The organism is Staphylococcus sp. T93, from assembly GCF_016743875.1.
In the GTDB taxonomy this organism is placed as follows: Bacteria; Bacillota; Bacilli; order Staphylococcales; family Staphylococcaceae; genus Staphylococcus; species Staphylococcus aureus.
Map to the genome: position 1 here is coordinate 2,005,567 of NZ_CP068247.1, position 14,791 is coordinate 2,020,357.

Sequence of the window (14,791 nt, forward strand, 5' to 3'; positions counted from 1 at the left end):
ACACATTCTTTTATGGTATTATATTAATGGCTCAAGTATATTAATCGAGGTGAGGTATTGAGCTTTTACGAATTTATGCAAAGTTTTCTTGGTGATGACACACCATTAGGTGAATTGGTTGATTGGATTAATCAAGATAGCAATTTCCCTAGAGAAGTGAAGAGCCATAGTGAAATATTGTCATATTTTCGAACAAATCCATGTCCTGAAAGCATCTCAGTACCTGTAATTAAACGGGCACTATCAGTTTTCAACCAATTCACAAATGTACAATGATACATGAATACATGGAGTCACATCATCTCATGTTAGCGCTCTGATTGCAGGGCGCTATTTTTAATGTTATTGCTACATTTAGTATATTGTGATTGCTATTTTCTTTCAGTTATAGAACCACGTACCTTTTCTTTTAAATCATTTTATATTTTCCCACTAATATCCGCTGTTAATCAATCCTGACATCCTTGTATCACTATGACAATTAATTGTTAAATACATGAATTTCTACATTTTATGAAAAAATCCATTTTTATTACAATTCAACACTTTATATGACAACTTCATTACAGTTACTTTTATTGTTGATTGCTTACATTGTTTTCTAAAAAAAATTTGTTATCATAATTAACGTTGAATAAAGAAAAAAATTAACTTGGGAGATAAAAATGGAATATAAAAAGATACTAATTCGTTTATTAATTGCTTTTGCAGTACTTTTCTCAGCAGATTTCACTTATCAATCCGTCGAACAAACGCATCAATCGCATGCCGCAGTTAATTATTATAGTAAAAACCAATGTACATGGTGGGCATTTAAACGTCGCGCACAAGTCGGTAAACCTGTTTCTAATAGATGGGGCAATGCTAAAAATTGGTATTACAATGCACGTAAATCAAAATATGCGACTGGTCGTACACCAAGAAAATTTGCTGTCATGCAATCAACTGCAGGATATTATGGACATGTCGCAGTTGTTGAACAAGTATATAAAAACGGTAGTATTAAAGTTTCAGAATACAACTTTTATCGCCCATTAAAATACAATACACGTGTACTAAGCAAAAAGGCAGCACGTAACTTTAACTATATTTACTAATCAAAAAACTTCTATCACGAACGCTTCAATTTCCTGTATGCGTGTGATAGAAGTTTTTATTTTATGAAATTATATTATTACTTCTACAAATTTCAAATTGCCGTAATTGAACGTATATTTCTTCTTCAACTATTATTTCATCTTTAGCATAATCTATATATAAAATTTTATGCTATTATTTAAATAATTCGCTATAACTTAACATACGTTTTCGATATAAACCTTGTTCTAAATCTCAATAATTTTTTGCTGTTTTCATCGTCATTAGTTAAAAAAATAATTTAACTGAGTTTTTGAGACCTGTTTAAATTGATGACTCAAAACCTTTATCCCCTTTTCACTCGGTTTAATTGCTTTAATATTTAACACAGTCTCATTGTAATTTTGCTACTAAGTTTGAAATATTTCGATTCGAATGTGAAACATCATTTATTATTACTTTCGACAGCTAGAAAAATATTGTTAAACCAAAACTATAATTACCACTTTTATATAGAACTATATATAAATTTTAACTTTGAGACAGAACTGCTAGTCAGGTTTATGAATATATTTCTTTAGTTTACTTGATATACTTATTGGTAAATCATTATTTATTTGAAGAGCATTTATAACAAAAAGTATAATCCCAGTTATAGCGATTCCATGACCATTTTTATCAGTCAAAGATTCATCAACAAAAACTTTTTGATAAATTTATATATTTGTATAATTTATTATGGTAGATATCTACACCCGTATCTATAACAGCTACAGTTATCATTGCGTCTTATCCAAATAGTTTTTAAGAAATAAATATAATTCATTAATATCATGGCTATTTGTAACGTCAGTGCTTAAGACCTTGTCAATTATTGTTTTATCTGTTTCTAAGAGCCCCTGATTTTCTGCATACATATTTTGTATATCGCTGTTAATCTCATTTAATTTTTTAAATTTTTTTCTAACCTTTTTCAAAATAAAATGCTCTTTAATTCCATCTCTTAAATACATATAAATCTCTATTATAATCTCCATAAATGTCATATCTCCTCTCTCAAAAAACATTATACTCAATATATTAAAAATAAGAAAGGTTTTTTCAGAATTTTTAGTATTTTCAGATATTTATTCTTAAGTATCTTATTATTACTTCTTTTTAACGCTAGTGGAATAATTAATAATAATTGTATTTAAATGCAATGCTGTTGTTCTTTCATACTTACAAGCAAGTCATAAGAAATGAGAAATTAAATTCTTATATGATGAATAAATGATGACTGCAGAAGAAATTGCTAAAAAAGGAGTGGAGTGAGGCATTCTACTGTTCATATTGTTAACAAATATCAAAATGATAGGAACTTGAAGAATCTAAGACTGTTAAAATCGAGACAAGAAGAAACTCGTTCCAAATTTGAATCCTATAATGAATTCGTCTCATGAAGAAGTTATTTACTTTTCATTAGACTGATTTACTAATCAAAAAACTTCTATCACGAACGCTTCAATTTCCTGTATGCGTGTGATAGAAGTTTTTATTTTTGTTCATATTAATTTATCTAAGCGCTACGATGGACTGACTTAAACTTTTCTTTAAAATCGCTATTCGCCATTTACTATTGTTGTCTAATTTCTTGTAAAATATGTTCCGCTGCTTGTGTATTTGCACGGGGTTCTTTTTTCAAAGCTTCAGCTACTTTAGCAATTTCATCACCTTTTGCCCCTACAACGATAGCTAATGATTTATATTGTAAACTCATATGACCTTGTTGAATACCTTCTGACACAAGCGCGCGACATGCTGCAAAGTTTTGCGCTAAACCAACGGCAGCAACTACATGACCTAATTCTTGTGCTGACTCTACATTTAGTAGCTCTAATGAAGCTTTAGCAATTGGTAATACTTTTGTACCACCGCCAACGATTGCCAATGTCATAGGCACTTCAATTGTACCAATCAATCGTTGACGATCTTGATCGTAACGCCATGTAGCAATACCACGATACTGTCCGTCACGACTCGCGTATGCATGCGCACTTGCTTCTGCACCACGCGTATCATTTCCTGTTGCTAAAACAACAGCATGTATGCCATTCATAACACCTTTATTATGTGTTGCTGCACGATGAATATCTACTTGGGCCAATACAGAAGCACGTTCCATTCGTTTGGCAACCTCTTCTCCAGTTCTCTCGCCCCTTGCTAAATCTTTAACATCAATTTCGCCTTGAACTTTAACAACGGACGCTGTTGCATGATTGGATAAAATACTCATTAAAATGTCGCTTTGCGGAAATTCATTTTTTAAAAATGCAGTTATGGCCTCTAAAATCGTATTAAGCATATTAGCGCCCATAGCATCTTTCGTATCAACAAATACTTTTAAAGATAGTAACTGTTGCTCAGGAAATGTATCAATCGCTATACGTTGGTAACCACCACCACGCGCTTTAATAGAAGGATATGCCTCATCCGCAATTTTATGAATTTGCTTTTCTAAAGCTTTAATGTCTGCTGATAATTTTTCAGTATCGTCAACGCCATCAAAGACGATTTGACCTATCATAATACGTTCAGAAGATACCGTTTTAAATCCGCCAGTCTGATTCACTAGCTTTGCACCATAACTAGCTGCAGCGACAACTGAAGGCTCTTCCACCATCATAGGTACAACATATGCCTTATCGTCCACAATGATATTCGGTAATAATCCAACGGGTAATGCACCTTGCGCGATGACATTTTCAATTAAACTATTGGCTACTTCTTCATCGATTAATGGATGATTCAGTAAAATGTCGAATTGTTCTTCTGATAACCATTGCTTATCAACCAATTGTTGTAACTTTTCTTTACGAGATAAATGTCGAAAATTCTTATCTAAATTTTGCATGGACGTACTCCTTTTACTTCACATAATTTTTAACATTTCAATCACTACTATTTTTACCACAAAATAACGTCATTCGTCTTAAAATTCAATTGAATAATTGTCGTTTTGACTTTAAAATAAAACAAGGTAAATTAAAACGCTTACAAGAAACGACAAATCATTTTTAAATTTAGTATATTTCTTTGTATAAAATTAGCATATTCTGATATGATACAAGTGTTGCTTTTATAAATTTGAAAGGATGTAAAACCTTATGACAATAGGTATCGATAAAATAAACTTTTACGTTCCAAAGTACTATGTAGACATGGCTAAATTAGCAGAAGCACGCCAAGTAGACCCAAACAAATTTTTAATTGGAATTGGTCAAACTGAAATGGCTGTTAGTCCTGTAAACCAAGACATCGTTTCAATGGGCGCTAACGCTGCTAAGGACATTATAACAGACGAAGACAAAAAGAAAATTGGTATGGTAATTGTGGCAACTGAATCAGCAGTTGATGCTGCTAAAGCAGCCGCTGTTCAAATTCACAACTTATTAGGTATTCAACCTTTTGCACGCTGCTTTGAAATGAAAGAAGCTTGTTATGCTGCAACACCAGCAATTCAATTAGCTAAAGATTATTTAGCAACTAGACCGAATGAAAAAGTATTAGTTATTGCTACAGATACAGCACGTTATGAATTGAATTCAGGCGGCGAGCCAACACAAGGTGCTGGCGCAGTTGCGATGGTTATTGCACATAATCCAAGCATTTTGGCATTAAATGAAGATGCTGTTGCTTACACTGAAGACGTTTATGATTTCTGGCGTCCAACTGGACATAAATATCCATTAGTTGATGGTGCATTATCTAAAGATGCTTATATCCGCTCATTCCAACAAAGCTGGAATGAATACGCAAAACGTCAAGGTAAGTCGCTAGCTGACTTCGCATCTCTATGCTTCCATGTTCCATTTACAAAAATGGGTAAAAAGGCATTAGAGTCAATCATTGATAACGCTGATGAAACAACTCAAGAGCGTTTACGTTCAGGATATGAAGATGCTGTAGATTATAACCGTTATGTCGGTAATATTTATACTGGATCATTATATTTAAGCCTAATATCATTACTTGAAAATCGAGATTTACAAGCTGGTGAAACAATCGGTTTATTCAGTTATGGCTCAGGTTCAGTTGGTGAATTTTATAGTGCGACATTAGTTGAAGGCTACAAAGATCATTTAGATCAAGCTGCACATAAAGCATTATTAAATAACCGTACTGAAGTATCTGTTGATGCATATGAAACATTCTTCAAACGTTTTGATGACGTTGAATTTGACGAAGAACAAGATGCTGTTCATGAAGATCGTCATATTTTCTACTTATCAAATATTGAAAATAACGTTCGTGAATATCACAGACCAGAGTAGTCGGTGTATTTAAAACACATATAATAAAACCTAAAAGCAGCAGTAAGACCACTTCTAATTGAAATCGTCTTACTGCTGTTCTCTATTTATAACACTTCGTATTGAATGAATTCATTATGCCTATTTGACACATTATTGAAGTTTTCCTAATGCCTGGATCCTTTATACGTTACGGCTTCGTGCTATGTTTTGGTACATAAAGCTTTGACATATCGATATTCTCCAACTCTAACAGCTTAATTTTATTATTAATCGTTCCACCGAACCCTGTTAAGCTACCCGTTTTACCGACAACACGATGACATGGCACGATAATAGATAATGGATTACTTCCGACTGCACCTCCAACCGCTTGGGCTGACATTTTTGGCTTGTTAAGCAGCTTGCCTACTTTTTTGGCAATAGCACCATACGTTGTTAGAGTCCCATAAGGAACCTGTCTTAATTCATTCCAAACACACTGTTGAAAATGACTACCTGTTGGCTTTAAAGGTATTGTGATTTCAGGATTGTCACCTTTAAAATACGCGTCTAACCACTGTGTCGCCTCTCTAAATATCGCTAAAGACGTATTTTCTTCCCTAGTACCATCACCTTGTTGATTTTCAAACAAAACAGCGGTCAGACTTACCCCATCACTCAAAAGTTCCAATCGTCCTACAGGCGAATCATAGTAACTCTTATACTCCATAAAAATTCCCCCTTTTTCTAATCATACGCCTTAATTGTTAAATTAGAAAATATTCATGTTCACATTTTTTAAAAATAAATAAGTCGTCAATTACGTATATAAACACGTAATACCAGCTATCACTTTGCTGCAATATACAGTTACATATCTTACTACACGTGCTAACCTCTTACTTTGTAAACCAAATCTTAAATTAAAATATTGAAAATGCAATGAATCCTTAATATTTTATTAAACCTATAATTACTTATTAAAAATAACACACAATATTCATAAAGTTTTAAAAATATTCTGTTTTATCACCTACTATTAGTGGAAAAGTACAATTGCAATTGTATATAGTTTGCATAACGCTTCAAAAGTAATTTCTTTTTTGTTTAGTTCAAAAAAATTTAGAGGTGATGTTATATGAATAACGGTTTTTTCAATAGCGACTTTGATTCAATTTTTCGAAGAATGATGAAAGATATGCAAGGTTCAAATCAAGTCGGAAACAAAAAGTACTATATTAATGGTAAAGAAGTTTCACCTGAAGAACTAGCGCAACTCACACAACAAGGTGGCAATCACTCTGCTGAACAAAGTGCGCAAGCTTTTCAACAAGCAGCACAAAGACAACAAGGGCAACAAGGTGGCAACGGCAATTATTTAGAACAAATTGGTCGTAACCTTACGCAAGAAGCACGTGACGGTTTATTAGATCCAGTCATTGGTCGTGATAAAGAAATTCAAGAAACTGCTGAAGTTTTAAGTAGACGAACTAAAAACAATCCTATATTAGTTGGAGAAGCTGGTGTTGGTAAAACTGCGATTGTTGAAGGTTTAGCACAGGCAATCGTTGAAGGAAATGTACCAGCAGCAATCAAAGACAAAGAAATTATTTCTGTAGACATTTCATCATTAGAAGCTGGAACGCAATATCGTGGTGCTTTTGAAGAAAATATTCAAAAATTAATCGAAGGTGTTAAATCTTCACAAAATGCCGTACTATTCTTTGATGAAATCCATCAAATTATCGGTTCAGGTGCCACAGGAAGTGATTCAGGTAGCAAAGGGTTATCTGATATTTTGAAACCTGCATTAAGTCGTGGTGAGATTTCTATTATTGGTGCAACAACACAAGATGAATATCGAAACAATATTCTTAAAGATGCTGCATTAACGCGCAGATTTAATGAAGTGCTTGTTAATGAACCAAGCGCTAAAGATACTGTTGAAATTTTAAAAGGTATTCGCGAAAAATTCGAAGAACACCATCAAGTAAAATTACCAGATGACGTATTAAAAGCATGTGTTGACTTATCAATTCAATATATTCCACAACGATTATTACCAGATAAAGCAATCGATGTGTTAGATATTACAGCAGCACATTTATCTGCGCAAAGTCCAGCTGTCGATAAAGTTGAAACTGAAAAACGAATTTCTGAATTAGAAAATGATAAACGTAAAGCAGTAAGTGCTGAAGAATATAAAAAAGCTGACGACATTCAAAATGAAATCAAATCATTACAAGATAAATTAGAAAATAGTAATGGTGAACATACTGCTGTTGCTACAGTTCATGATATTTCAGATACTATTCAACGATTAACTGGTATTCCAGTTTCTCAAATGGATGATAACGATATTGAACGTTTAAAAAATATTTCTAATCGTTTAAGAAGTAAAATCATAGGTCAAGATCAAGCTGTAGAAATGGTTTCACGTGCAATTCGCCGTAATCGTGCTGGGTTTGATGACGGCAACCGTCCAATTGGCAGTTTCCTATTTGTTGGCCCTACTGGTGTTGGTAAAACAGAGCTTGCTAAACAATTAGCAATTGATTTATTTGGTAATAAAGATGCACTGATTCGACTTGATATGAGTGAATATAGTGACACAACAGCTGTTTCAAAAATGATTGGTACAACTGCTGGTTATGTTGGTTATGATGACAATTCAAATACGTTAACTGAAAAAGTACGCCGTAATCCATACTCAGTCATTCTATTTGATGAAATCGAAAAAGCAAATCCACAAATTTTAACATTGTTATTACAAGTAATGGATGATGGTAATTTGACTGATGGTCAAGGTAATGTCATCAACTTTAAAAATACAATTATTATTTGTACATCAAATGCTGGCTTTGGCAATGGCAATGACGCTGAAGAAAAAGATATTATGCACGAAATGAAAAAATTCTTCCGCCCTGAATTCCTTAACCGCTTCAACGGCATCGTTGAATTCTTACATTTAGATAAAGATGCATTGCAAGATATCGTCAACTTATTATTAGACGATGTACAAGTTACATTAGACAAAAAAGGTATTACGATGGACGTTTCTCAAGATGCGAAAGATTGGTTAATTGAAGAAGGCTATGATGAAGAATTAGGTGCACGTCCATTAAGACGTATTGTTGAACAGCAAGTACGTGACAAAATTACAGATTACTATTTAGATCATACAGACGTTAAACATGTGGATATAGATGTTGAGGATAACGAATTAGTCGTAAAAGGTAAATAACGACACTTTAACATATCGCGCATCAAAAATGAGCATCAGGTCGCCCTTGCCTGTGCTCATTTTTTTAATTATTTCCCTGGAAAATGATTCGCTGTGTGCTGTTCTGTTCCACAACAATCACGATTAATGTCACATGTACCACATTTTCCTTGTTTTGAACGCTTGAAAAATTTTACTAGTGTATATAAGGCATATCCGAAAATTGCTAAAAAAATTAAAATGTTAATAATGACTGACACTTTAACCACTCCTTAAACAAATAAATGTCCGACTTGATAAAAAATGAATGTTAAGACATATGCAGTGACTAGAGGATAGGCAACTGCAAGTGCCGTCCATTTCCATGAATAAGTCTCTTTACGGATTGCTGCTACTGTAGAAACACAAGGAATATACAATAGTATAAATATCATAAATGCATACGCAGATAGCGGTGTGAATTGATTTTGAATCACATTAACAAGGCCTGCATCACCTGATGAATAGATAATCGCCATCGAACTTACGATAACTTCTTTTGCTAAAAATCCTGGCACTAACGTAGCACCTGCTTGCCATGTTCCAAATCCGAGCGGTTGCACTAACATACCAAAGAAACTACCAACCATATGTAAAAAACTTTGATTGATATTCACATTGATACCATGTGGTCCTACATAACTTAATAGCCAAATGACTACTGAGCCGCCAAAAATAAATGTACCTGCTTTACGAACAAAGCCCTTAGCCTTTTCCCAAGTACTACGCCACAACGTTTTAATGGAAGGCACACGGTATGTTGGCAATTCCACAATAAAGATTGCATTATCATTTTTTAAAATCGTCTTAGTAAGTACTGTACTGACTAAAAATGCCATAATAATACCTAAAACATACAGGCTTAATACTACTAAAGATTGATTCTCTTTGAAAAAGATACCTACGAACAACGCATACACTGGCAGTCTAGCAGAGCATGACATGAATGGTGCAATTAATATCGTTGTTAAACGCTCTTTTTCATTTTCAATACTGCGCGCAGCCATAATACTCGGTACATTACAACCAAATCCGATAATCATTGGTATAAAAGACTTCCCGCTTAAACCGAACGATTCCATAATACGATCCATTAAAACCGCAATACGTGCCATATAACCCGAATCTTCTAATAAAGATATAAAGAAAAAGAGCACAACAATTTGTGGTACAAAGACTAATACTGATCCTACACCAGCAATAATGCCATCTGTAATTAAATCTTGTAAAAATGGTATAACACCAAGATAATTCATAATCGTCTTCACACTATCTGTAAATGTACCACCTATAAATGCATCGAGTTGATCCGACAAAGGTGTGCCAATCCATGTAAATGTAGTTTGAAAGATCAACCACATAATTGCTAGAAAGATAGGCATCCCTATATATTTATGTGTTAATATCTTGTCTATTCTAGAGCTGAAATATTGCTTATCTTCATCTGGATACGTTACCACGTCTTGCAATAACGTCTCAATATAATGATTGCGTATACGCTCCATCTCTCGACGAACAGATACAGCCCCTACTTGTTCAGCAACTTGATCACGTAAACTCGACAATTTATTTACAACCTCTGAATTAAGTTCGTTTGCAATTTGCATGTTATTTAATAAGAATTGAATCGCAATAAACCTAGCTTGATACTTATCATGAGATGTCTCTGTCATTATTATTTGACACATATTTTTAATTGTCTCTTCAATCTTCTCACCATAATTGATTTTAAAATGCGGTTGATACCCTTCCCCTAGATGCTTTATTTCGCCAAGTAAATATTTTGTTCCTTTGCCTGTACGTGCCACAACTGGAAAAATAGGTGTTTTTAACTTTTTCATCAATTTATGATAATCGATTTTTATCCCGCGCTTTGTAGCTACATCAATCATATTTAATCCGATGTATATTGGTTGATTAAGTTCTAACAATTGTACTGTTAATTGCATATTTCTTTTTAGTTGACTCGCATCAACAATGTTAATGATTCCTGAAAATGAATCGTTTAATAAATAGTCTGTCACTACAGTTTCATCTTTAGAAATCGGCGATAAATCATATGTACCTGGTAAATCAATTAATTGTCCTACATTTTCTTTAAGTTTCCCTACTTTTTTCTCTACCGTTACGCCACTCCAGTTGCCTATATATTCATACGAACCAGTTAAAGCGTTAAACAAAGATGTTTTACCAACATTAGGATTTCCTAAAATACAATAATTTTCCATTCGTCCGGCTCCTATTCTTCTAATGCAATAGAACAAGCATCGCAATGTCTAATACTTAACTGTTGTCCGTTTACTTCAATAATACATGGCCCTTTAAATAAACATTTTTGTTTAATCGTTATGATAGCGTCATCTGTTAACCCAAAGGCACTTAGACGATACAACATATTCTCATTAGCAATATCCATTCGCTTTATTTTATAAGCCTTATTCATTTCACCATTTTTAATGTTTAACATACTATTTCGCTCTCCTATTAGAAATAATAATCATTATCACTTAAAAATCATAACCCTTAAAATTGTAGCTCGCAATACTTTATTTAAATAATTTTCATTTTTCATGTAAAATTTGTGACATTGCAAAAATGTTTTGTATAATCACTTCCATGCAAAAAACCTCCGCTTCAAATGTCATTGATAGACATTTAAAGCGGAGGCATGTACATGTTATTTTATGATTTATTTCGTAGATTTTTTTCTAACAATTGATTGAGCTTTTCAATATTTTTATTCAACTGTTCTATATTCGTTGCTTGTTGTTTTGAATTTAGTTGATGCTTGTTTTGATAATCTATTAAAGCATCATATAAGAACAATGAACTTGCTGATTGCTGTTTCACTTCTTGGTACAATGCCATCGTTTTATCATCTAGTACTATTGAATGTGCATCATCTTGCCCATGTGCATCTTGATGTTTCGATACATTTGTTGCACCTTGTGGATATACTTTAAAGGTTGTGTCGTATGTTTCCTTACTATCTTTAGCTTCAGATTCCTGTGATTCAACCGTTTTATATTTTTCAAGTGCATGTCCTTCAATATCAACTCGTGGAATAATGCGATTCAACCATGCTGGTAAATACCACGAACCTTTTCCAAACAATTTCGTTAATGCAGGAATTAACATCATTCTGACTACGAAGGCATCAAAGAGTACACCAAACGCTAATGCCATACCCATTGATTTAATCATGACATCTTCTTGGAATACAAACGCAAAGAAGACACTAAACATAATTAATGCAGCTGCTACAATAACAGGACCGCTTTCTTTCAATCCTACTTTGATAGAATAATCATTATCCCCTGTTTTACTATATTCTTCATGAATTCGCGACATAAGGAAGACTTCATAATCCATCGCTAATCCAAATAAGATACCTATAGTAATAACCGGTAAAAATGCTAGCATTGGTCCTGTCGTTTCAATACCAAACAGACCTTTCATAAAACCATCTTGCATTACTAATGTTGTAAATCCTAATGTTGCCATTAATGACAAGACGAATCCTAAAACTGCTTTTAATGGTATTAGAATTGAACGGAAGACAATCATTAATAAGAAAAATGCTAATACAACAATGACTGAGGCAAATAAAGGTATCGCCTCATTTAACTTTTTAGACATATCAATATTAATGACACTTTGTCCCGAAATCTCCGTTTTGAACCCATATTTATCTTGTGCATCTTTATGATAATCTCGTAAATCATGCACTAAATCATTTGTACTCTCTGCATTAGGCCCTTGCTTAGGTATCACGACCATCAAAGCGTAATCATTATCTTTACTCATTTGTGGTGGCGTAACGATATCTACATTTTTCTTATCTTTAATATCTTTATATACAGACTGTAAATCTTGTTGTAATCCTTGTGGATCATCCTTTTTATCTTTCACATTTATCAACATCGGTATTTGGCCATTAAATCCTTCACCAAATTTATCCGAGATAATATCGTAAGCTTTTTTCTGTGTAGAATCTGCTGGTTTAACACCGTCATCTGGAATACCAAGTCGCATATGACTAACTGGTATTGCAGCTGCTACTAATATGATTAAACCTAGTAATACTGCCGCAAGTGCATTTCCTGTAATAAATTTAGACCATGGCGTATCAATATCTTTTTTGAATTTAGACTGTAATTTATTCACTTTAATGCGTTTATGGAAAATGCTTATTAATGCAGGTAATAAAGTTAAAGCGCTAAGTACTGCAAAAACAACACTAATTGCCGAAGCAAATCCCATTACCGCTAAGAAGTCAATGCCTACTAATGATAAACCACATACTGCAATTACAACTGTTACACCAGCAAAAACAACTGCACTACCTGCTGTTCCTATTGCAAGACCAATGCCTTTAATGTAATCTGTTTCAGTTTTCATAACTTGTCGATATCTGAATAAAATAAATAATGCATAATCGATACCAACTGCTAGTCCAATCATTACGGCTAATGTCAGTGTGACATTTGGTATATCGAATGCATAAGTTAACAAACTGATAATACCTACACCAGAGGCTAGACCAATCAATGCACTTATAATTGGTAATCCTGCAGCAATGACTGAACCGAATGTGATTAACAGTACAACAAATGCAACAATAATACCAACTAGTTCAGAATTACCGCCTACTTCTGTAGATGTCATTCCTGTACCAGTTAACTCTGTTTGTACATTATGATTGTCACGTAAGTCTTTCAAATGACTTTTAACATTATCTCTAGAGCCATCTTTTAAAGATGTTTGACTAACGTCATATGTGATATCTGCAAATGCAGTTGTTTTATCTTTACTAATTTGCTTATTTTCATAAGGATCTGATATTTTATCAATGTGCTTGTCATCTTTTTTAATATCATCTAACGTTTTCTTAATATCTTTAGTAATGTTCGGTTGCACAATACCATCATCTTTAGTCGTCTTAAAGACAACACGTATTTGTGCCTTTTCACTATCTTGATTAAAATGTTTTTCAATCTTTTTATTCGTATCTAACGACTCTAATCCTGTCATTTTAATATCATTGTCAAATTTCGGTGCATTTGTAGCAAGTGGTATCAATATTGCAGCTACAATCACTATCCATGCAATGACCGCGGACCATTTATGTTTTGCGATGAATGTCCCCATCTTATATAAAAATTTTGCCAAAGTATATTGCCTCCTTTTAAAATCAACGTTATAGTTTAAATATACAGTGTAGATTATTGTTCGATTATAGTATCTATCCCCGACCTCTTAAAGAATCAATTGGAAAATTTTGTATATTAAACTACACACAAAGGAGAAATGTAGATGAAAGAGACTGATTTACGAGTTATAAAGACAAAAAAAGCATTGTCGAGTAGCTTGCTACAATTGTTAGAACAGCAATTATTCCAAACGATTACTGTCAATCAAATTTGCGACAACGCACTCGTACACCGTACAACATTTTATAAACATTTTTATGATAAATATGATCTTCTAGAGTACTTGTTCAATCAATTGACTAAAGACTACTTTGCTAGAGATATCAGTGACCGTCTTAATCATCCATTCCAAACGATGAGTGATACGATTAATAATAAAGAGGATTTGAGAGAAATCGCAGAATTCCAAGAAGAAGACGCTGAATTTAATAAAGTATTAAAAAATGTCTGCATTAAAATTATGCATAACGATATCAAAAATAATAGAGACCGTATCGATATTGACAGCGACATCCCAGATAATCTCATATTTTATATTTATGACTCGTTGATTGAAGGTTTTATACATTGGATAAAAGATGAAAAAATTGATTGGCCTGGCGAAGATATTGATAACATTTTCCATAGATTAATCAATATTAAGATTAAATAGTAGATGAGAAACTCATGAGCGTTACCAACATTCATAATAAAAACGATAGTGTACACGTTAATGAATTCGTGTACTACTATCGTTTTTTATTTTTATCGTGCTTATCGCTATTAAAACAACTGATACACAACACATAAACTATGAAGAAAAAAATAAATCCGCTATCTAAATGACTTTGACTCAGTTGTTTAAATGACCAAATTGCTAATACAATTCCCATTATTATTGAAATAACGTATCTCACATTCTTATACCTATAATCCTTTTCTAAAAATATGGTTGCTATTACTTAATTTTTAAAGTTATAAATAAA

15 protein-coding genes are annotated in these 14,791 nt (G+C 33.1%); 5 read left to right on the forward strand and 10 right to left on the reverse strand.

What is annotated here, in order from left to right:
- Positions 1-57: 57 nt before the first annotated feature.
- Together JG553_RS09965 and JG553_RS09970 are read left to right on the forward strand one after the other, a co-directional pair.
- Complete coding sequence (locus JG553_RS09965; protein WP_000011687.1) at positions 58-276, forward strand: sterile alpha motif-like domain-containing protein; 219 nt, start codon at positions 58-60, stop codon at positions 274-276.
- Positions 277-665: 389 nt separating this feature from the next.
- Positions 666-1,097 carry a CHAP domain-containing protein gene (locus tag JG553_RS09970; RefSeq protein ID WP_000455861.1) on the forward strand — a complete coding sequence of 144 codons (432 nt, stop codon included), beginning with the start codon at positions 666-668 and terminating at the stop codon, positions 1,095-1,097.
- 264 nt (positions 1,098-1,361) lie between these two features.
- Here JG553_RS09970 and JG553_RS09975 read toward each other — a convergent pair whose 3' ends face one another.
- The 4 genes from JG553_RS09975 to JG553_RS09990 form a co-directional block, all read right to left on the reverse strand.
- Entirely contained in the window at positions 1,362-1,466 is a 105-nt protein-coding gene (locus JG553_RS09975; RefSeq protein ID WP_001791767.1) for a hypothetical protein, read from the reverse strand.
- Between the two features lie 162 nt (positions 1,467-1,628).
- Positions 1,629-1,763: a hypothetical protein gene (locus JG553_RS09980; RefSeq protein WP_001789912.1), complete on the reverse strand. Its 135-nt coding sequence runs from the start codon at positions 1,761-1,763 to the stop codon at positions 1,629-1,631.
- Positions 1,764-1,856: 93 nt separating this feature from the next.
- A complete protein-coding gene (locus JG553_RS09985; RefSeq protein ID WP_000402605.1) occupies positions 1,857-2,114 on the reverse strand; it encodes a hypothetical protein in 258 nt (85 codons plus the stop codon).
- 578 nt (positions 2,115-2,692) lie between these two features.
- Positions 2,693-3,970: a hydroxymethylglutaryl-CoA reductase, degradative gene (locus JG553_RS09990; RefSeq protein ID WP_001180323.1), complete on the reverse strand. Its 1,278-nt coding sequence runs from the start codon at positions 3,968-3,970 to the stop codon at positions 2,693-2,695.
- A 253-nt stretch (positions 3,971-4,223) separates the two neighbouring features.
- Here JG553_RS09990 and JG553_RS09995 point away from each other — a divergent pair, with 253 nt between their 5' ends.
- Positions 4,224-5,390, forward strand: a complete 1,167-nt coding sequence (locus tag JG553_RS09995) for a hydroxymethylglutaryl-CoA synthase (protein ID WP_000151974.1) — start codon at positions 4,224-4,226, stop codon at positions 5,388-5,390.
- 169 nt (positions 5,391-5,559) lie between these two features.
- Here JG553_RS09995 and JG553_RS10000 read toward each other — a convergent pair whose 3' ends face one another.
- Complete coding sequence (locus tag JG553_RS10000; RefSeq protein WP_000455987.1) at positions 5,560-6,081, reverse strand: methylated-DNA--[protein]-cysteine S-methyltransferase; 522 nt, start codon at positions 6,079-6,081, stop codon at positions 5,560-5,562.
- A 408-nt stretch (positions 6,082-6,489) separates the two neighbouring features.
- On the opposite strand from JG553_RS10000, the gene clpL reads away from it, so the two are divergent.
- Positions 6,490-8,595 carry an ATP-dependent Clp protease ATP-binding subunit ClpL gene (clpL, locus tag JG553_RS10005; protein ID WP_001058981.1) on the forward strand — a complete coding sequence of 702 codons (2,106 nt, stop codon included), beginning with the start codon at positions 6,490-6,492 and terminating at the stop codon, positions 8,593-8,595.
- Between the two features lie 68 nt (positions 8,596-8,663).
- On the opposite strand, the gene JG553_RS10010 is transcribed toward clpL, so the two are convergent.
- The 4 genes from JG553_RS10010 to farE form a co-directional block, all read right to left on the reverse strand.
- Positions 8,664-8,834: a FeoB-associated Cys-rich membrane protein gene (locus tag JG553_RS10010; protein ID WP_000111118.1), complete on the reverse strand. Its 171-nt coding sequence runs from the start codon at positions 8,832-8,834 to the stop codon at positions 8,664-8,666.
- 12 nt (positions 8,835-8,846) lie between these two features.
- A complete protein-coding gene (feoB, locus tag JG553_RS10015) occupies positions 8,847-10,841 on the reverse strand; it encodes a ferrous iron transport protein B (RefSeq protein ID WP_000432907.1) in 1,995 nt (664 codons plus the stop codon).
- A gap of 11 nt (positions 10,842-10,852) precedes the next feature.
- Entirely contained in the window at positions 10,853-11,080 is a 228-nt protein-coding gene (locus tag JG553_RS10020; protein ID WP_000932073.1) for a FeoA family protein, read from the reverse strand.
- A 215-nt stretch (positions 11,081-11,295) separates the two neighbouring features.
- Positions 11,296-13,785, reverse strand: coding sequence for a fatty acid efflux MMPL transporter FarE (farE, locus tag JG553_RS10025; protein ID WP_001051429.1), 2,490 nt, complete (start codon positions 13,783-13,785; stop codon positions 11,296-11,298).
- Between the two features lie 144 nt (positions 13,786-13,929).
- Between farE and farR the strand changes: the two genes are divergently transcribed.
- Complete coding sequence (farR, locus tag JG553_RS10030) at positions 13,930-14,478, forward strand: fatty acid efflux pump transcriptional regulator FarR (RefSeq protein WP_000665238.1); 549 nt, start codon at positions 13,930-13,932, stop codon at positions 14,476-14,478.
- A gap of 76 nt (positions 14,479-14,554) precedes the next feature.
- Here the strand turns inward: farR and JG553_RS10035 are convergent, their stop codons facing one another.
- The gene (locus JG553_RS10035; protein WP_001791768.1) at positions 14,555-14,722 is read right to left on the reverse strand and encodes a hypothetical protein; all 168 of its coding nucleotides are present in this window, start codon (positions 14,720-14,722) and stop codon (positions 14,555-14,557) included.
- Between the last annotated feature and the right edge of the window lie 69 nt (positions 14,723-14,791).

Bases quoted from the DNA above. Each gene is read 5' to 3' on its own strand.
- clpL (WP_001058981.1), top strand. From the start codon at position 6,490: ATGAATAACGGTTTTTTCAATAGCGACTTTGATTCAATTTTTCGAAGA.
- JG553_RS10020 (WP_000932073.1), bottom strand. From the start codon at position 11,080: ATGTTAAACATTAAAAATGGTGAAATGAATAAGGCTTATAAAATAAAG.
- feoB (WP_000432907.1), bottom strand. From the start codon at position 10,841: ATGGAAAATTATTGTATTTTAGGAAATCCTAATGTTGGTAAAACATCT.
- JG553_RS09970 (WP_000455861.1), top strand. From the start codon at position 666: ATGGAATATAAAAAGATACTAATTCGTTTATTAATTGCTTTTGCAGTA.
- JG553_RS09995 (WP_000151974.1), top strand. From the start codon at position 4,224: ATGACAATAGGTATCGATAAAATAAACTTTTACGTTCCAAAGTACTAT.
- farR (WP_000665238.1), top strand. From the start codon at position 13,930: ATGAAAGAGACTGATTTACGAGTTATAAAGACAAAAAAAGCATTGTCG.
- JG553_RS09990 (WP_001180323.1), bottom strand. From the start codon at position 3,970: ATGCAAAATTTAGATAAGAATTTTCGACATTTATCTCGTAAAGAAAAG.
- JG553_RS10000 (WP_000455987.1), bottom strand. From the start codon at position 6,081: ATGGAGTATAAGAGTTACTATGATTCGCCTGTAGGACGATTGGAACTT.
- JG553_RS09985 (WP_000402605.1), bottom strand. From the start codon at position 2,114: ATGGAGATTATAATAGAGATTTATATGTATTTAAGAGATGGAATTAAA.